This window comes from Actinomycetospora sp. ABD4_176, from assembly GCF_056311855.1.
This window is the reverse complement of record NZ_CM149974.1, coordinates 3,625,278-3,642,080: the sequence shown is the minus strand read 5'-3', so window position 1 is coordinate 3,642,080 and position 16,803 is coordinate 3,625,278. Positions and strand designations below refer to the sequence as shown.

The following is a 16,803-nucleotide window of genomic DNA, read 5'->3' as shown; positions in this document are numbered from 1 at the left end:
CCAGCGTAGGCCGGGCGGTCGGAGGCCGCGGCCGGTGCGCACGGGGTCCGGGTCACAGCGGTGTCGGGGGCCTTCTCTACTCTCGCGGCCATGAGTGCCGACGTCGTGAAGTGGGAGTACGCGACGGTGCCGTTGCTGACCCACGCCACCAAGCAGATCCTCGACCAGTGGGGTGAGGACGGCTGGGAGCTGGTCACCGTGCTGCCCGGCCCCACCGGTGAGCAGCACGTCGCCTACCTGAAGAAGCCGCGGGGATGAGCGACGGACCGCGGGAGCGTCTGGCGGCCCTGGGGCTCGAGCTCCCGCCCGTGGCCGCGCCCAAGGGCGTCTACGTCCCGGCACGGCGCACCGGCGACCAGGTCTGGACGTCGGGCCAGCTGCCGCTCGTCGGCGGCGAGCTGCCCGCGACCGGGCTGGTCGGCGCCGAGGTCGACCCCGACGACGCGGCCGCCTACGCGCGGATCGCGACGCTCAACGCGCTGGCCGCGGTCGACGCGCTCGTGGGGCTCGAGGCGGTGGCGTCGGTGGTCAAGGTCGTGGGCTTCGTGGCGTCGGCGCCGGGGTTCGGCGGTCAGCCCCAGGTGGTCAACGGCGCGTCGGAGCTGCTGGGGGCGGTGTTCGGCTCGGCGGGCGAGCACGCCCGCTCGGCGATCGGAGTGGCGGCGCTGCCGCTGAACGCCCCCGTCGAGGTTGAGGTCGTCGTCGACCTCACGTGAGCTGGGGACGACCCACCCGGCACCCCGGGCGGGCGAGCGGTGACGCCGCGGGCGGATCGGAGCACTGAGCGTGGAATCGAGGACCGGGACCGGATCCTGGACCCCCTCGTCCGGCGAGGCCGAGCAGGCGTGTCACGACGTGCTGCTCGCCATGGCCGGGCGACTGCCGGACCGCCTGCTCTGGCGCCTGCGCGACTGGCTGTCCTGCGGCGCGCACGTGGCGCTGCGCACCGCGCTGCCCCGGGCCCTGCTGCGCCACCGCGTCGGTGTCACCGAGGACGAGCGCGCCCGCCTGCGCGCCGCGGTGCTCGCCTGGGGCGGGCCCGCCCGTCTCGTGGACGCGGTGCTGCACGTCGACGCGGTCGGCGAGCCGGGCGCGACGTTCCTCGAGCCCGGCACCGGCCCCGGCTGGGACGACACCGACCTCGTGCTGCGCGCCCTCGCCCCGGTCACCGAGGGGGTCACGGCGATCCGCCGCGCCTGGCGCGCCGGCTCGGGCGCCCCGGTGCGCGTGGTGCTCGTCGCCGCCGACGGCGGCGCCGACCGGCCGACGCTCGCCGGCGCCGTGCAGCGCGCGCTGCGGGCCCGCGGCGAGGCCGACCCGTGCGTCGAGGTCCTCGGCCCGTCCGCTCCGCCCTCTCCCTACCACCGGGCCGCGCTGACGGCCTCCGAGATACTGTGGCGCTCGGCCGAGGGGCGCGTGCCGTCGCCCACCCGCGCCGGGCAGGGCGCCCAGGCCGGGGAGCTGGTGGGCCATGGCTGAGCGCGACATGACCGGCGAGGACCGCCCGGACGTCGACCCCGCGCCCGGCCTCGCCCGCCGGCGCGCCGAGGACCCGCCGCGCATCGGGCGGCTCGGCTTCGGCGACCTCGGCGAGCTCCCCGACCTCGGCGGTCTCGCCGGCGGCGGCGGGGACCTCGCCAACCTCCCGCCCTGGTCGGTGCGCGACGAGCGCGCGGCGGGCGCCGACCGACCCGACCGCGATCCCGTCGCCCTGGCCGCCTGGCGCCGCGTCGCCGAGCGCCGGCGGCTGCGCGCCGCGGGGGTCACCCCCGTGGGCGAGGCGACGCCGGCCGACGGCACACCCGCGACCGACGTGCCGGGCCGGCCCGGGCCGGGCGAGCCCCGCGGGTCCGAGGAGCCGGTGGTCGCGGAGACGGGGTCGGCGGAGCCGGTCGAGCCGGAGCCCGCGGCCGTCCCCGGCGCCGGGGACACGGTGGCCGAGGACGTCGACGAGGGCGAGAGCGTCGTCGAGGGCGAGGACGTCGCCGACGACCACGTGGACGTCGACGCCGCGCCCGCGCCCGCGCCCGTGGTGGACGCGGGGGAGCCGCTGCCGGAGCCGGCCCCCGAGCTGGTCGACGAGCCGGCCCCCGAGCTGGTCGGCGAGCCCGTCGACGAGCCGCTGCCCGGGCCGGTCGACGAGCCGGCGGCCGCGGACGACCCCGACCCGGCCCCCGAGGACGACCTCGCGCCGTGGTTCGGGTCCCGCGTCGTCGAGCCGGAGGCCCGCGACGCGGGCGGCGGCCCGGGGCGACAGCCCCAGGGCGCACCGGGCGCCCGCAGCGGGCTCGGGGCGCGCCCCGGCACGCCGGGCGAGGGCGGCAGCCGCCACGAGGTCCTGCTCTCGCTCGCCGGTCGCATCGACGACGACGCGCTGACCTCGGTGCGCGAGCTCGTGGCCGTCGAGGACGAGGCGGCGGCGGCGGAGCTGCTCGGCGGCTGCCTGCTGGCCGCCGCCGCGGGCGTCACCGCGCGCGAGCACGCCGTGCTGGGCCGGTGGTTCGCCGCGTCGCGCGTCGACCCCGAGCTGGTCGACGCCCTGCCCCGCGACCCCGACGCCGACCGCCGCGAGGAGCACCGCTTCACCGCCGACCCGCCGCCCGGCGCCGGCGCGGGCGGGGCCGGCGAGGCCGTCGCCCGTGCCGCCGCCCGCCTGCCCGGGGTGCAGCGCGTGCGCCAGTGCTGGCGGACCACGCCCGCGGGCACCGCGCCCGGTCCGGTGCCGCACCGCGTGGTGCTGGTCGAGACCCACTCGCCCGACGACTGCGAGCACGTCGCCCACCACGTGGCCTACGCGGCGCGGGAGCACGGGGCCGTGTCGGTCGAGGTGTTCGCGGCGGGCGCCGAGCTGCCCGCCTACCACCGCGCCGCCGCGCGCGCGGCCCGCCCGCTCGGCACCCCGCAGGCGGGGCCCGGCGGATCCACCGCCGACGTCCGGCCGGCGGCGCCCGCGGCCCCGGGGCGTCCCCACCCGCTCGTGGACCACCGCCCCGAGGCGGCGCCGGGGCGTCGCCCCGCGGACGAGGTGCCGCCGTTCGGGGTGCCGCGCGACGACGCCGGGGAGCCCACCGACGCCGTCCCGGCCGGCGAGCCCGTCGACGAGGAGTACCGCACGGTCGCCGCCGCGGGCACCGACCCGCTCGAACGGGCCGGCCGCACGGACCACGGGCCCGAGACCCGGCTGCCCCGCAGCGAGGCGGAGACCCGCGCGCCGGTCCGGGACACCCCCGCCGAGCCCTCGGTGGACGCGGCCCGGGAGGCCCTGCGCGAGCTGGCCCGGTCGATGCCGGCCGAGCCCGACACCGCCCCGCCGTCGGGCGGCCCCGCCGCCCCGCCCGACCGGCCCGACGCCGGCGGGTTTCGTGCCGATCGACCCGAGCAGCCCGGTCGCCCCGAGCAGACCGAGCGCCCGGAGGCGCCCCGACCGGTCCAGCCGGAGCCCGAGACCGTCGCCCCCGAGACGCCGGCGCCGGTCGACATCGACCCCGACGCCACCGCCGAGCGCATCGCCGCGCTCTGGCGGACGCCCCCGCCCGACGAGATCCTCTCCGACGAGCACCCGATCTCGTCGTGGACCGAGGGCACGGTCGGCGTGAGCTTCGGCCCGGGCGGGGACGACCCCGCCGAGCCGCCCGGCAGCGGCGGGACACCGGCGTGGCGCGCCGAGGTGTCGGTGGACCCGGACGCGGACACGGGCGACCTCCCGGTCGTCGGCCCCGCAGCGACCACGCCGCCGCCCGGCACCCCGCCGACCACCCCGTCGACCACCCCGCCGACCCCGGCGAACGGCAGCAGCAACGGCCGCGTCCGGCGGGCCCGGCACAGCCGCAGCGAGACCGGTGAGATGGAGGTCCCGCCGGAGGCCGCCCGGTACACCGCCGGGTACGCCGCCGGTGACACCAGCCCGGGCCCGGCCGGGACCGGGCCGACCAACGGCCACCACCACGGGCCCGAGGCCGACGGCGACGCCGCCGCCCGCATCGAGCCCGCGACCGGCCCGGTCGCGCACCCCGGCGGCCCCGAGCCGGCCGGGCAGGCCGCGACGCCGCCCGCGTCGTCCGGCCCCGACTCGTTCGACGTGCAGCTCTCCGAGCGGGAGCGGGAGCTGCTGGCCCGCCTGCACGAGGAGCTCGCGTCCCGCGAGCGGCTCGCGGCCGACGCCCCCGACCCGCTCCTCGGGCGCCCGCCGCAGCAGCCCCCGGCCCCGCCCGGGTCGGAGGACACCACCGCCCCGCGTCCGCGGCCCCAGGGACCTCCTCCGCCCGGTCCCGGCCGGCCCGGCCGGCCGGCCGGCCCCGGCCCGTGGCAGGGCCCACCGCCGGGTGCCGCCGGGACGAACGGGGCCGGGTCGCACGGCGCCGGGTCCCACGGCGCCGGCACCAACGGGCACCCGCACGGCCCCGTCAACGGGCACGGGCTGCCGCGTCGAGGAGATCACGACGACCAGGACGGGCCGCCGCGCGACGCCTAGGGTGCCGCTCGTGACCACCGAGCTCGTCGACCTGCCCCCGCGGTTCGGGATGGACCGGCCCGCCTTCGACCGGCTCGGCAGCCGCCCGGCGGGCGAGCTGCGCCTGGCGTCGACGGTCGTCCTGCTCCGCGATGCGGCCGCCGGCACGGGTGTCGAGGTGTTCCTCCTCGAGCGCGCGGGCGAGATGGCGTTCGCGGGCGGGGTGTCGGTGTTCCCCGGCGGCGGGCTCGACGCCGCGGACCGCGAGGCGCTCGCGTCCGGTCTCGTGGACGAGGCCGCGGGCGCCGCGGCCGCCCGCAGCTGGGCCACGACGCCCGCCGGCGCGGCGGCGCTGCTCGCGTGCGCGGTGCGCGAGACGTTCGAGGAGACCGGCGTCCTGCTCGCCGACGCCCGCCCGGCCGTCGGGGCGCGCGAGCGGCTGACCGCCCGCGAGATCGGGCTGCACGACGTCCTGCCGCGGCTCGACGCGGACCGGCTGCGGCCCTGGGCGCGCTGGATCACCCCGGAGGGGATGCCGCGCCGCTACGACACCGCGTTCTTCCTTGCCGCCGTCCCCGCGGGCCAGGAGCCCGACGGCGCGACCACCGAGGCCGTCGGCGCCGGCTGGTGCGCGCCCGCGCGGGCGCTGCGCGAGTGGGAGGAGGGCGAGCGGGCCCTGATGCCGCCGACGTGGGCCGTCCTCTCGGAGCTCGCCGCGGCACCCGACGCCGCGAGCCTGCTCGCCGACGCGACGGGTCGACGCCCCGAGCCGGTGACCCCGCAGTTCCGCCCGGGCGACGACCGGGTCGGGCTCGCCGTGCCCCCGCACGCGTTCGGGACGGCCCGGTGAGCGGGCGCGTGGTCCCGGGGCCCGACACCCCGCAGCACCCGGCGTACGAGCAGCTCCGCCCGGTCACGGCGGCCGCGTCGGTGGTGCTCGCCGACAACCCGTCGCCGATGACCCTCGACGGCACCAACACCTGGATCCTCCGCGCGCCGGGCCAGGCGGGGTGCGTGGTCGTCGACCCCGGGCCGGACGACCCGGCCCACCTCGACCGCCTCGCCGCGTGCGGGCCCGTCGAGCTCGTGGTGCTCACCCACCGCCACCTCGACCACACCGAGTCCGCTCGCACGTTCGCCGAGCGCGTCAGCGCGCCGGTGCGGGCGCTCGACCCGACGCTCGTCCTCGGCGCCGAGGGCCTGGTCGCCGGCGAGCGCCTCGCGGCCGCGGGGCTCGACCTGCGGGTGCTCGTGACACCGGGGCACACCGACGACTCGCTGTGCCTGGTGGTCGACGACGACGCCAGCGTCCTGACCGGCGACACGGTGCTCGGCCGCGGCACGACGGTGCTGGGCGACCACGACGGCGCCCTGACCGAGTACCTCGACTCGCTGCGCCGTCTCGCGGAGCTGCCCGACGGCACGACGCTGCTACCCGGGCACGGGCCGGACCTCCCGGACGCCGGCGACACCGCCCGGTACTACCTGCGCCACCGCGAGCAGCGCCTCGACCAGGTCCGCGCGGCGCTGCGCGAGCTCGGACCGGAGCCCACGCCGCGGCAGGTCGTGGAGATCGTCTACGCGGACGTCGACGAGAACCTGTGGCCGGCGGCCGACCAGTCGGTGGCCGCGCAGCTGGCCCACCTGCGGCGCGTGGGCTCGGGTCCCTAGCGGGCCCGGCGGGCCAGGCGGTCCGGCTCGAGGATGAGGACGCTCTTGCCCTCGAGGCGCAGCCAGCCGCGGGCGGCGAAGTCGGCGAGGGCCTTGTTGACCGTCTCGCGCGAGGCGCCGACGAGCTGGGCGATCTCCTCCTGGGTCAGGTCGTGGGTGACGCGCAGGAGGCCGGCCTCCTGGGACCCGAAGCGCTGCGCGAGCTGCAGCAGCGCCTTGGCGACGCGACCGGGCACGTCGGTGAAGATGAGGTCGGCGAGCAGGTTGTTGGTGCGCCGCAGCCGGCGGGCGACCACGCGCAGCAGCTGCTCGGCGATCTCGGGACGCTGGGCGATCCACTCGCGGAGCGCGTTGCGGTCCATCGTGTAGGCGCGCACGTCGGTGACGGTGGTGGCCGTCGAGGTGCGCGGACCCGGGTCGAAGATCGAGAGCTCGCCGAACATGTCCGACGGACCGAAGATCGACAGCAGGTTCTCGCGGCCGTCCGGTGACCGACGGCCGATCTTCACCTTGCCGGTCGAGACGATGTAGAGCCGGTCGCCCGGCTCGCCCTCGTTGAAGATGACCGTCCCGCGGGGGAACTCCACGCGCTCGAGGGACTCCGTGAGCACCTCGATCGCGGCGGGGTCCACCCCCTGGAAGATCCCGGCCCGCGCCAGTACCTCGTCCACCGTGCGCTCCTCGCCCACTCTGCTCAACCGCGCGCGGGCGCCGGGCCCTCGGCCCGCGTCCGCACCACCTGTGTCATCGCTGTGTCACCAGTCACGTCCGCCGCAGCATAGTCATGGATCGACCCATGATCGCGCGACGCGGGCCCGCCGACGTCACCGCATCAGGGTCGATCGCCCGAACATGCGGCAGCAGTTCGCCCGATCGGACCATCATAGCGCCTGAGATCTCCCGGGCGTCGCTTCCGTCCGTGAGCGTCAGGCCCGTTCCTTGGTCCGGCGGGGGCCGCCCCCGCGCTTCCCGAGGTTCCGGAGGCGGAACAGCTGGAGCGCGCCGCCGATCCCCTGCCGGAAGAGCGCCTTGACCTCGTCGGGACGAGCGCGCTCGAGGAAGTCCTCGACCTCGTCCTCGCGCACGGTGCCCGACCGCAGGCGGGTCTCCAGGCGCTCCATGCCGAGCGCGAAGACCATCACCAGCAGCGGGATGAGGATGGCGAGCCAGGCGGTCATGGTGCGGGCATCGTCCCGCACCGTGTCGTGACGGTCCGCACCGGGGCCCGGTCGGGCGTGTCGGGGCGCCACGCCGCCGGGTCGCCCGCCGGAGGCCGTGCCCCACCGCAGCCGGGCACCCGTCCGGGACCCGAGGGGCGGCGTCCTACCCTGGGTGGGTGAGCAGGTCAGCCCGCGCCGGCGGTGGTGTGACGGGGGAGGAGAGCCGACTCGCGCTCGTGCGACGGGCCCGACGGATGCACCGCGACCTCGCGGTGGCCCACCCGGACGCCCACTGCGAGCTCGACTTCAGCTCGCCGCTGGAACTGCTCGTGGCGACGGTGCTCTCCGCGCAGACCACCGACGTCACCGTCAACCGCGTGACGCCGGGCCTGTTCGCCCGCTACCCCGACGCCGCCGCCTTCGCCGGCGCCGAGCGCACGGAGCTCGAGGAGATCCTGCGGCCCACCGGCTTCTACCGGGCCAAGGCCGAGTCGGTGACGAAGCTCGGCGCCGCGCTGGTCGAGCGCTTCGACGGCGTCGTGCCCGGCAGGCTCGAGGACCTCGTCACCCTGCCCGGCGTCGGGCGCAAGACCGCCAACGTGGTGCTCGGCAACGCCTTCGACGTCCCGGGGATCACCGTCGACACGCACCTCGGGCGCCTCGCGCGCCGCTTCGCGTGGACGACGTCCGAGGACCCGGTCCAGGTGGAGAAGGACGTGGGCGGGCTCATCCCGCGCAAGGACTGGACGATGCTCTCCCACCGGATGATCTTCCACGGCCGGCGCGTCTGCCACGCCAAGAAGCCGGCCTGCGGGGCCTGCTCGCTGCGCCGCGACTGCCCCGCCGCGGGGACCGGGGAGAACGACCCGGTCAAGGCCATGAAGCTGATCAAGGGTCCGGACGCCGACCACCTGCTCGCCCTCGTCGGCCTCGCACGGTGACCCGCGCCGAGGTCCGGGCCACGCTGGTGGTCGTGGTGCTGGCGGTGGTCGGCGTCATCGCGCTGTGGCCCCGGGAGAGCACGCCGGCACCCGCGACCGACCCGTCCTCGGTGCTGCAGCCCGCTCCGGCCGCCGGTCCGGACGATCCCGATGCGCTCGCCGACGCCCGCTCCGCCGCCGCGCTCGCGCCGTGCCCGACGCCGACGCCGGGCGCGGCGCCCGTGCCCGCACTCGCCGGCGTGACCCTCGAGTGCCTCGGCGCGCCCGGCCCGGTCGACCTCGGCGCGGCCCTCGCCGGCCGGGACACACTGGTCAACCTGTGGGCCTCGTGGTGCGGGCCGTGCCGCGAGGAGATCCCGGCGCTGCAGGCCTACGCCGAGCAGCCCGGCGCCGTCGCCGTGCTGGGGGTCGACGCCGCCGACCGCGCCACCACCGCCCTGGCGCTGCTCGACAGCCTCGGCGCGCGCTACCCGTCGGTGAGCGACCCGGCGCAGGTCGTCGGGCCGAGGCTCGGGACGCCGCCGATCCTGCCGGCCAGCGTGCTGGTGCGCGCCGACGGCACCGTCGTCGACATCCCGCCGCAGGTACTGCGCACGCCCGAACAGGTGCGCGCGGCGGTCGACGCGACCCGCGGGGGTGCCGGGTGAGCGACGTCCCCTGCCGTCCCGACGCGGCCCCGTCCTGGCTCACGCCGCTGGTGGACGCGTGCCGCCGCCTCGGGCCCGACGACGTGCCGTTCCGCCGGCGGCCGGCGCGGAACGCCCGCGAGGCCGCGGTGCTCATGCTCTTCGGCGCCACCGGCGCGGGCGCCGAGCTGCTGCTCACCGAGCGCGCCGCGGACATGCGCTCGCACGCCGGGCAGGCCGCGTTCCCCGGCGGGTCGATCGACCCCGAGGACGGCGGCCCGGTCGCCGCGGCGCTGCGTGAGGCCCGCGAGGAGACCGGGCTGGACCCCGACGACGTCGTCCCCCTGCTCACCCTGCCGCCGCTGACGATCCCCGTGACCGGCTTCGCCGTGACGCCCGTGCTCGCGCACTGGGAGCGCCCGGGACCGGTCGGCGTCGTCGACCCCGGGGAGACGGCGGCGGTGGTGCGCGTGCCGGTCGCCGCGCTCGCCGACCCGGACGCGCGCTTCCGCGTGACGGGGCCGTCGGGGTACGTCGGTCCCGCGTTCGCCGCAGGAGGACTGCTCGTCTGGGGCTTCACGGCCGGGCTCGTGGACTGGATGCTCACGCTGGGCGGGTGGGAGAGACCGTGGGACGGTTCGGACGTGCGTGACCTCGACGTGGTGTGGGCGCAGCGGCACGACCTGAGCGCGGGCACCACCGCGAACGCCGCGAACGCCGCAAACGCCGCGGCCACCGCGCCGAGCCGGCCGGGTGCGGCCACCGAAGGAGGGCCGTTCCGGTGAGCTGGGTCGACGTCGTCGTCGTGCTGCTCGCGATCGCCGCGGGCATCTCGGGCTGGCGCCACGGCCTCGCCGTCGCCGCCCTGAGCTTCCTCGGCGTGCTCGGCGGGGCGCTGCTCGGCCTGAAGATCGCGCCCGCGCTGGTGGACACGTTCGAGGGCACGACCGCGCGGATCGTCGTCAGCGTCGTCCTCGTCGTCGCGCTCGTCGCGATCGGCGAGACCCTCGGGGTCTACCTCGGCCGGGCGGTGCGCGACCGCATGCGCCTGCCCGCCGTGCGCACGGTCGACTCGGCGTTCGGGTCGGTGCTGCAGGCGATCACCGCGCTCATCGTCGCCTGGCTCATCGCGCTGCCGCTCGCGGGCTCGTCGGAGACGGCGCTGGCCTCCTCGCTGCGCGACTCGCGGGTGCTCGCGGGCGTCGACGCCGTCATGCCGGCCCCACTGCGCCAGCTGCCCAACGAGCTGCGCGCGCTGTTCGACGCCTCGGGCTTCCCCGACGTGCTCAGCCCCTTCTCGTCGACCCCGATCGCCGACGTGCCGCCGCCGGAGGCCGCGCTCGTCGAGGACCCGGTGGTCCAGCAGGCGCGGTCCAGCGTGCTCAAGGTCCGCGGGCGCGCGCCGTCGTGCCAGCGCGCGCTCGAGGGCACCGGGTTCGTCGTCGGCCAGGGCCGGGTGATGACGAACGCGCACGTCGTGGCAGGGACCGACGAGGTGTCGGTGGAGGTCCCGACCTCCGACGGCGACTCGCGGACCCGCTCGGCCCGCGTCGTGTACTACGACGACGAGGTCGACGTCGCCGTGCTCGCGGTGCCCGGACTCGAGGCGCGGCCGCTGGACTTCGACTTCGGCGGCGCCGAGACCGGCGACAACGCGGTGGCGCTCGGCTACCCGCTCGACGGGCCGTTCTCGTCGTCGCCCGCGAAGGTGCGCCAGCGCATCCAGCTGCGCGGCCCGAACATCTACGAGAGCGAGACCGTCACCCGCGACGTCTACACGATCCGCGGGCAGGTGCGGTCGGGCAACTCCGGCGGCCCGCTGGTCGACCCGAACGGCAACGTCATCGGCGTGGTCTTCGGCGCGGCGGTGGACCAGGGCGACACCGGCTTCGTCCTCACCGCCGACCAGGTCCGCCCCGCCCTCGAGGCCTCCCCGGGCGCCACCGGCCGCGTCAGCACCGGCTCCTGCGCCGCCTGACGTCCGAGCGATGCGGCGTCGCTCGCGTTCATCGCCAGGATCGCCACATCCTCGCCGGCGCGACACGCCGAGGCGCAGATCAGCCCTCGTCGAGGAAGTCCAGCAACGCGTCGGTGACGTGCTGCGGCGCCTCCTGGTGCGGGAAGTGCCCGACGCCGCCGAGCCCCCGGTACCGGAACCCCGCGTCGCACCACCGCGCCGAGGCCCGCGCGACGCGCTCGGGCACCCACGGGTCGTCGGCGCCGTGGATCTGCAGCACCGGCACCGTCACCCGGCGCCCCATGGCGGCGGCGTAGCGCGCCCCGTCGGGCCGAAACTGCGAGCGCACGCTCCAGCGGAAGCCCTCGACCGCGGTGTGCGCCACGCGCGGCTGCAGCATCGCGGCCCGGTGGTGCCGGGCGACCTCGGCGAACTCCGGCGCCACGGCCCACCCGGGCCCCGAGCCGGCGCGCAGCAGCCCCTCCACCCACGCACCGCCGTCGCGGCGGATGCGCTGCTCGGGCAGCCGAGGTGCCTGGACCGAGAGCAGTGTCCGCACCGCCGGCGCCCAGGGCCGGCGCCGGGCCGCGGCGCGCGCCACCCGCGGGTGCGGCGCGGCGAGCACCGCGAGCCGGGTCACGACGCCGGGCCGCAGCGTCGCCAGCGTCCACGCGACCGCCCCGCCCCAGCCGGCCCCCACGACCGTCGCCTCCCGCGCCCCCAGCGAGCGCACGAGGCCCGCGGCGTCGCCCGCGAGGGTCCAGAGGTCGTATCCGCGCGGCGGCCGGTCGGAGTCGCCGTAGCCGCGCAGGTCGGCGGCCACGACGCGGTGCCCGGCGGCGGCGAGCGCCGGCAGCTGGTGGCGCCAGGCCCACCAGAAGCCCGGGAAGCCGTGCAGCAGCAGCGTCAGCGGCCCGGACTCCGGACCCGCCTCGGCGACGTGCAGCTGCACGCCGTTGGCCGAGACGGTCCGGTGGGTCCAGGGCCCGGGGATGTCGACGGCCGACCCGGAGGTCGGCACGCTGCTCAGGCGGCGTCCGAGCGTCCGCGGTTGAAGACCGCGACCGACTCCTTGGCGGACTCGATGGTGCGCTCGGGCGCCCGGATCTTGCGGACCTTGACGTAGCCGAGCAGGCCCATGATGCCGGCAAAGATGATCATGAGGCCGAAGGTGACGGCGTAGCCCGCCCACTGCTGGCTCGGCCAGATGAGGTTGAACGCCTCGGACACCGCGATGAAGAGGAAGAACAGGCTGAACAGCGCGACGACGCCGGCGACGACGAAGAAGACGCTGCCCTGCACGCCCTTCTTCACCTCGGCGGTGATCTCGGTCTTGGCGAGCTCGACCTCGGCGCGGACCAGGGTCGAGACGTGCGTGGTGACTTCCTTGACCAGCGAGCCGACGGAGGCGTCGCCCTCCTGGCGCACGGGCTCGGCGTTGAGGGGGATCGACGGCACGACCGGCGGGTTGGACGGGCCGCTGGCCGGCTGCTCGGGGCGGGTCACGGGCGCTCCTGGCGGTGTTCGGTCGCTTGAGGACGGATCGTCGAGCGGGTGCTGAGGTCGGTCATCGTGCCACGTCACCGGCGGTCCCCCGCGCTGCACGGCACGGTGGTCGCTGATCACGGTCGGCCCCGGTCTTCCCGCCGACGGCGCGACGTACTCCGCCGTTTCCCCCGAACGGGGCTACTCGCCGGTCGGGCGACGGCGCAGGGCCTTGACCGCGCCCTGGCGGCGCTTGCTCTCCAGCCGGCGACGGCGCGCGGATCGCGACGGCGCCGTGGGGCGGCGCGCGGGCGGGTCGGGGGCGAGGGCGTCGCGCAGCAGCGCGGCCAGGCGGTCGCGGGCGGCGCGGCGGTTGCGGCGCTGGGCGCGGTCGTCGGCCGCGACGACGGTCAGGACGCCGTCGTGCAGGCGCGGGCCGAGACGGGCCAGCAGGCGCTCGCGAACGGCGTCGGGCAGGGGGAGCTGGCCCAGGTCGACCGAGAGCTCGACGCGCGAGTCGGTGGTGTTGACGCCCTGCCCGCCCGGACCGCCGGCGCGGGAGAACCGCCAGTGGAGCGACGCCGCGGGCAGCACGACGTCGCGGGTGACCACCAGGTCACCCGCGACGTCGTGATCAGCCGTCGGCACACCCGCAGGATGCCCGCTCTAGCTGCGCGGACCCACCGGCAGCACGGTGCGGCCCCACGTGGCGTTGGTGACGACGGCGGCGGAGGCGTACCAGGCGATCAGCGCCGACAGGAGGCCCACGAAGCCGCCGGCGGTGGCGATCGCGTCGGCACCGGTGAGGTCACCGATGGCGAGCAGCGCGAAGGTCAGGAACAGGGTGGCGAAGACGCCCACCAGCGCGCCGGTGGTGCGCAGGGAGGCGATGAGCATGTACAGCGTGAAGACGGCCCAGCCCACGAGGAAGAGGCCGGTGGCCGTGGTGATCCCGGCCTCGGGGACGCCCGAGGCCTGCATCTCCGGCTCGATGAACTGCACGTAGGCGGCGAAGGCGAGCCAGAACGCGCCATAGGAGCAGAACGCGGTGGCGCCGAAGGTGTTGGCCTTGCGGAACTCCCACAGGCCGGCGACGAACTGCGCGATACCGCCGTAGAACAGGGCCAGCGGCAGGACGGCGGGCTCCAGGGCCTCCGGGGCGAGCCCGGCGTTGAAGAGGCTGAGCACGAAGGTGGTCAGCGCGAAGGCCGCGAGCCCCAGCGGCCCCGGGTCGGCGATGCCCGCGGTCGGGTCGGCGGGCGCCTGCTGCGGAGCCTGGTCCCGCGTCGGTGTCCGGTTGGCGCTGTCCTCGCGCACCTCGGCCGTGCTCGACATGCTGGCTCCTCTCTCGACCCCACGATGCTGTGGTGGCGATCACGTCGAGGGCGGGACTGCCCGCGCGCCGGGTGGCGCTACTCATGCCCTCTTCACGAAACCGATACAGGTCCGTTCGGCGGTATGCCGACGCCCGAGCGGCCGTGTGACGTGGCCTGCTGACGTCCGCCTGCGAGCATGGCGCTCCGTGGCCGACCCGCTGGAGCCCCTGACCCGCCTGCCCGGTGTCGCGCAGGACGCCGACGCCGTCCGCGAGGCGCTGACGCGGGTGCACAACCACCGCCAGAACCGCCGTGGCTGGCCCGCGACGGCCGCCGAGGCGTCGGTGCGCGCCGCGCGGGCCTCGGCGAGCCTCGACGGCGGCTCGGCCGAGCTGCCCACCGACGGTCCCGTCACCGACCCCGTGCTCGCCGGCTCGCTGCGCGTCGCCGAGGCGCTCGGTGGGCTGCTGGCGGCCTGGCGCTCGGCGCCGCGCCAGGCGCTCGCCCGCCTGCACGTCCTCGCCGCCGCCGACCTGCCCGGCGTCACCCACGACGACCTGGGCCGCCCGCGCCGTGACGCCGGCGTCGGCGAGCGCCTCGACGGCCTCGCCGCGCTGGTGACGGGCGGGACGTCGGTGCCCGCCCCCGTCCTGGTGGCCGTCGTCCACGGCGAGCTGCTCGCGCTCGCGCCCTTCCCGACCGCGAGCGGGGTGGTCGCGCGCGGCGCCGCCCGGCTCACCGCCGTCGCCACGGGGCTCGACCCCAAGGGACTCGCCGTCCCCGAGGTTGGCCACTACCGCGCCGCCGACGAGTACCGCGAGACCGCCGCGGCCTTCGCCACCGGCGAGCCCGAGGGCCTCGCGCGCTGGTTCGCCCACTGCGCGGCGGCCTGGCAGGTCGGCGCGCGCGAGGGGCTGGGCATCGCGGAGGCGGCGAGCGCGTAGGTCCTTCCGGGCGCTGCGCCTGCCTTCTCCCGGGGGTGTCCCCGGCTCAACGACGCACCGGTCCGTCCCCACCCCGGCCGCCCGTCCCCAGCCCGCCCGCCGACGCTCACGGCCGCGGCCCGCCGCCCGGCAGCGTGCTCCTCGTCGGTGAGCGAGGAGGGACGCGGGAGATGGCGCGGACGAGCAGGGCGGGCGGGGCCGGGCAGGCGGTCGTGGTGACCGACGACGAGGAGCTCCTCGACGAGGTCGTGCGGCTCGCGGCCGCGGCCGGGGTGGAGCTCGAACGGGTGCCGGACGCCGCGGGCCTGCGACGGCGGTGGCACGCCGCCGGGCTGGTGCTCGTGGACGAGGACGCCGCGCGGGCGGTCGGGCCGCTGCGGCTGGGCCGTCGCGAGGGCGTGGTGGTGCTGTGCCGGGGCGAGCCGCCGGGCTCGGTGTGGGAACGCGCGGTCGGGATCGGCGCCGAGCACGTCGTGTCGTTGCCCGAGGGCGAGGACTGGCTGGTCGGGGCGCTCGCCGACGGGGGGTCCGCGACGGCGGGCGCCGGTCCCGGGCGCGTGGTGGCGGTGGTCGGCGGGCGCGGCGGGGCGGGCGCGTCGGTGCTCGCCGTGGCGGTCGCGGCGCAGGCGGGCGTCCGGAGCACCCGGGTGCTGCTGGTCGACTGCGACCCGCTCGGCGGCGGGCTGGACCTCCTCGCCGGCGCCGAGGAGCTCGAGGGCTTCCGCTGGAGCGGGCTCGCCCTCGGCGGCGGGGGCGGGGGCCGGGTCGCGGCGGCGTCACTGCACGAGGCGCTGCCCTCGCCCGACGGCGTGCTCACCGTGCTCGCCTGCGACCGGGCCGGTGGCGGGCCCGATCCTGGCGCGGCCCTCGCCGTCGTGGAGGCGGGCCGCCGCGCGGGCGAGGTCGTGGTCTGCGACCTGCCGCGCCACCCCACCGACACCGCCCTCGCCGTCGCCGACGCCGCCGACCTGCTCGTCGTCGTGGTGCCGACGGAGGTGCGCGCGGTGGCGGCGGCGGCGCGGGTGATCGAGCCGCTGGCCGAGCGCGGGGTCCCGCTGCGGCTGGTGGTCCGCGGGCCCGCGCCGGGCGGTCTCGACGCCGACGACGTCGCCCACGCCCTCGGGCTCGAGGTGCTCGCCTCCGTGGCGCCCGAGCCGGGGCTGGCCGCCGCGCTGGACCGCGGCAAGGTGCCGGGCCTGCGCCCGGGGCCGCTGCAGGACGCCGCCGCGGCCGTGCTCGACGCGCTCGAGGCCGTCGCCGACCCGGGGCGGGCGGCGTGACCGCCGCGCCGGCCGACCTGGTCGAGCGCGTCCGCACGCGCCTGGTCAGCGCGGGCGGGCAGGCCGGGGCCGGGGAGCTCGCGGCCGCCGTGCGGGCGGAGGCCCGCGGGGTGGTGGGCGACGCGGACGTGCTGACCGCCGTGCGGGGCCTGCAGCGCGAGCTCGTCGGCGCCGGCCCGCTCGAGGACCTCCTGCGCGAGCCGGGCACCTCCGACGTGCTGGTCACCGCGCCGGACGCGGTGTGGGTCGACCGCGGCGCCGGGCTCGAGCGCACCGCCGTCTCGTTCCCGGACGAGGACGCGGTGCGCCGGCTCGCCCAGCGTCTCGCGAGCGCGGCCGGACGCCGCCTCGACGACGCCAGCCCCTACGTCGACGCCCGCCTCCCGGGCTCCGGGGTGCGGCTGCACGCGGTGCTCGCCCCGGTCGCGGCGGACGGGACGTGCGTGTCCCTGCGCGTGCTGCGCCCCGCCCGCCACGACCTCGCCACCCTCGCCGCCACCGGCACGGTCGACGCCGGCGGCGCGGCGCTGCTGCGCGCGGTGGTCGCGGCGCGGCTGGCGTTCCTCGTCGTCGGTGGGACGGGGTCGGGGAAGACGACACTGCTCTCGGCGCTGCTCGGGGAGGTGGCGCCGGGCGAGCGCATCGTGTGCGTCGAGGACGCGGCGGAGTGACAGTACACCATCATCAGGCCGTGCTTCGCTTGCGCATGTGCGATGAATAACTAAAGCTGCCAACGGCGAAGCCAGAATGCGGTTACGAGAAAAGCTGCCTTCCTCGATAAAGCTCTCTTGCGCCTACTAGGTCTTCCCTCTAGTGTTTTCTTCGGCCGCCTGTGGCGATAGCTTCTCGACCGTGCAGGCAGACTCGGAGTCGTCGCGGCGTTCGGGTGGTCCCCAGAAAGGCGACTCGCCTGGGTGGCGCCTGGCTTTCCAGCTCCTCGGTGGACGGGGCGGATGCTGGTGGTTGACTATCT

At 77.5% G+C, this 16,803-nt stretch carries 18 protein-coding genes and 1 pseudogene; 13 read left to right on the top strand and 6 right to left on the bottom strand.

What is annotated here, in order from left to right:
* Positions 1-90 precede the first annotated feature (90 nt).
* From ACYX4T_RS17710 to ACYX4T_RS17685, 6 genes are all read left to right on the top strand, one after another.
* Positions 91-258: a DUF4177 domain-containing protein gene (locus ACYX4T_RS17710; protein ID WP_476010608.1), complete on the top strand. Its 168-nt coding sequence runs from the start codon at positions 91-93 to the stop codon at positions 256-258.
* Complete coding sequence (locus tag ACYX4T_RS17705) at positions 255-716, top strand: RidA family protein (protein WP_476010607.1); 462 nt, start codon at positions 255-257, stop codon at positions 714-716. The genes ACYX4T_RS17710 and ACYX4T_RS17705 overlap by 4 nt, the downstream gene beginning before the upstream one ends.
* Positions 717-786: 70 nt before the next feature.
* On the top strand, positions 787-1,479 hold the full coding sequence (locus ACYX4T_RS17700; RefSeq protein WP_476010606.1) for a hypothetical protein: 693 nt from the start codon (positions 787-789) through the stop codon (positions 1,477-1,479).
* Positions 1,472-4,471, top strand: coding sequence for a hypothetical protein (locus ACYX4T_RS17695; RefSeq protein ID WP_476010605.1), 3,000 nt, complete (start codon positions 1,472-1,474; stop codon positions 4,469-4,471). Before ACYX4T_RS17700 ends, ACYX4T_RS17695 begins: the two co-directional genes overlap by 8 nt.
* A 10-nt stretch (positions 4,472-4,481) precedes the next feature.
* Positions 4,482-5,300 (top strand): NUDIX hydrolase, encoded by an 819-nt coding sequence (locus ACYX4T_RS17690; protein WP_476010604.1) that lies wholly within the window; start codon positions 4,482-4,484, stop codon positions 5,298-5,300.
* On the top strand, positions 5,297-6,121 hold the full coding sequence (locus tag ACYX4T_RS17685; protein ID WP_476010603.1) for an MBL fold metallo-hydrolase: 825 nt from the start codon (positions 5,297-5,299) through the stop codon (positions 6,119-6,121). Before ACYX4T_RS17690 ends, ACYX4T_RS17685 begins: the two co-directional genes overlap by 4 nt.
* Here ACYX4T_RS17685 and ACYX4T_RS17680 read toward each other — a convergent pair.
* Both ACYX4T_RS17680 and ACYX4T_RS17675 read right to left on the bottom strand, forming a co-directional pair.
* Positions 6,118-6,792 (bottom strand): Crp/Fnr family transcriptional regulator, encoded by a 675-nt coding sequence (locus ACYX4T_RS17680; RefSeq protein ID WP_116708603.1) that lies wholly within the window; start codon positions 6,790-6,792, stop codon positions 6,118-6,120. The two genes, ACYX4T_RS17685 and ACYX4T_RS17680, sit on opposite strands and share 4 nt — an antisense overlap.
* Positions 6,793-7,047: 255 nt before the next feature.
* The gene (locus tag ACYX4T_RS17675) at positions 7,048-7,299 is read right to left on the bottom strand and encodes a hypothetical protein (RefSeq protein WP_476010602.1); all 252 of its coding nucleotides are present in this window, start codon (positions 7,297-7,299) and stop codon (positions 7,048-7,050) included.
* A 236-nt stretch (positions 7,300-7,535) separates the two neighbouring features.
* Between ACYX4T_RS17675 and nth the strand changes: the two genes are divergently transcribed.
* The 4 genes from nth to ACYX4T_RS17655 are packed head-to-tail and all read left to right on the top strand — an operon-like array spanning position 7,536 to position 10,826.
* Complete coding sequence (gene nth / locus ACYX4T_RS17670; protein WP_476015300.1) at positions 7,536-8,222, top strand: endonuclease III; 687 nt, start codon at positions 7,536-7,538, stop codon at positions 8,220-8,222.
* Positions 8,219-8,869 (top strand): TlpA family protein disulfide reductase, encoded by a 651-nt coding sequence (locus ACYX4T_RS17665; protein WP_476010601.1) that lies wholly within the window; start codon positions 8,219-8,221, stop codon positions 8,867-8,869. Before nth ends, ACYX4T_RS17665 begins: the two co-directional genes overlap by 4 nt.
* The gene (locus ACYX4T_RS17660) at positions 8,866-9,633 is read left to right on the top strand and encodes an NUDIX hydrolase (protein ID WP_476010600.1); all 768 of its coding nucleotides are present in this window, start codon (positions 8,866-8,868) and stop codon (positions 9,631-9,633) included. Before ACYX4T_RS17665 ends, ACYX4T_RS17660 begins: the two co-directional genes overlap by 4 nt.
* Entirely contained in the window at positions 9,630-10,826 is a 1,197-nt protein-coding gene (locus tag ACYX4T_RS17655; protein ID WP_476010599.1) for a MarP family serine protease, read from the top strand. Before ACYX4T_RS17660 ends, ACYX4T_RS17655 begins: the two co-directional genes overlap by 4 nt.
* A 79-nt stretch (positions 10,827-10,905) precedes the next feature.
* On the opposite strand, the gene ACYX4T_RS17650 is transcribed toward ACYX4T_RS17655, so the two are convergent.
* From ACYX4T_RS17650 to ACYX4T_RS17635, 4 genes are all read right to left on the bottom strand, one after another.
* Positions 10,906-11,826, bottom strand: a complete 921-nt coding sequence (locus ACYX4T_RS17650; RefSeq protein WP_476010598.1) for an alpha/beta fold hydrolase — start codon at positions 11,824-11,826, stop codon at positions 10,906-10,908.
* A 5-nt stretch (positions 11,827-11,831) separates the two neighbouring features.
* Positions 11,832-12,311: a phage holin family protein gene (locus tag ACYX4T_RS17645; protein ID WP_476010597.1), complete on the bottom strand. Its 480-nt coding sequence runs from the start codon at positions 12,309-12,311 to the stop codon at positions 11,832-11,834.
* A 180-nt stretch (positions 12,312-12,491) separates the two neighbouring features.
* Entirely contained in the window at positions 12,492-12,938 is a 447-nt protein-coding gene (gene arfB, locus ACYX4T_RS17640) for an alternative ribosome rescue aminoacyl-tRNA hydrolase ArfB (protein WP_476010596.1), read from the bottom strand.
* A gap of 18 nt (positions 12,939-12,956) precedes the next feature.
* Positions 12,957-13,625 (bottom strand): acetate uptake transporter, encoded by a 669-nt coding sequence (locus ACYX4T_RS17635; RefSeq protein WP_476010595.1) that lies wholly within the window; start codon positions 13,623-13,625, stop codon positions 12,957-12,959.
* A 187-nt stretch (positions 13,626-13,812) separates the two neighbouring features.
* Here ACYX4T_RS17635 and ACYX4T_RS17630 point away from each other — a divergent pair, with 187 nt between their 5' ends.
* The 3 genes and pseudogenes from ACYX4T_RS17630 to ACYX4T_RS17620 all read left to right on the top strand — a co-directional run.
* Positions 13,813-14,550, top strand: coding sequence for an oxidoreductase (locus ACYX4T_RS17630; protein WP_476010594.1), 738 nt, complete (start codon positions 13,813-13,815; stop codon positions 14,548-14,550).
* A gap of 170 nt (positions 14,551-14,720) precedes the next feature.
* Positions 14,721-15,830 carry a septum site-determining protein Ssd gene (gene ssd, locus ACYX4T_RS17625; protein ID WP_476010593.1) on the top strand — a complete coding sequence of 370 codons (1,110 nt, stop codon included), beginning with the start codon at positions 14,721-14,723 and terminating at the stop codon, positions 15,828-15,830.
* Positions 15,827-16,498: pseudogene (locus tag ACYX4T_RS17620) on the top strand (ATPase, T2SS/T4P/T4SS family); the annotation flags it as partial. The gene ssd and the pseudogene ACYX4T_RS17620, both read left to right, overlap by 4 nt.
* Between the last annotated feature and the right edge of the window lie 305 nt (positions 16,499-16,803).

Coding starts and splice junctions, on each gene's coding strand:
- ACYX4T_RS17705 (WP_476010607.1), top strand. CDS start 255: ATGAGCGACGGACCGCGGGAGCGTCTGGCGGCCCTGGGGCTCGAGCTC.
- ssd (WP_476010593.1), top strand. CDS start 14,721: ATGGCGCGGACGAGCAGGGCGGGCGGGGCCGGGCAGGCGGTCGTGGTG.
- ACYX4T_RS17695 (WP_476010605.1), top strand. CDS start 1,472: ATGGCTGAGCGCGACATGACCGGCGAGGACCGCCCGGACGTCGACCCC.
- ACYX4T_RS17635 (WP_476010595.1), bottom strand. CDS start 13,625: ATGTCGAGCACGGCCGAGGTGCGCGAGGACAGCGCCAACCGGACACCG.
- nth (WP_476015300.1), top strand. CDS start 7,536: ATGCACCGCGACCTCGCGGTGGCCCACCCGGACGCCCACTGCGAGCTC.
- ACYX4T_RS17675 (WP_476010602.1), bottom strand. CDS start 7,299: ATGACCGCCTGGCTCGCCATCCTCATCCCGCTGCTGGTGATGGTCTTC.
- ACYX4T_RS17710 (WP_476010608.1), top strand. CDS start 91: ATGAGTGCCGACGTCGTGAAGTGGGAGTACGCGACGGTGCCGTTGCTG.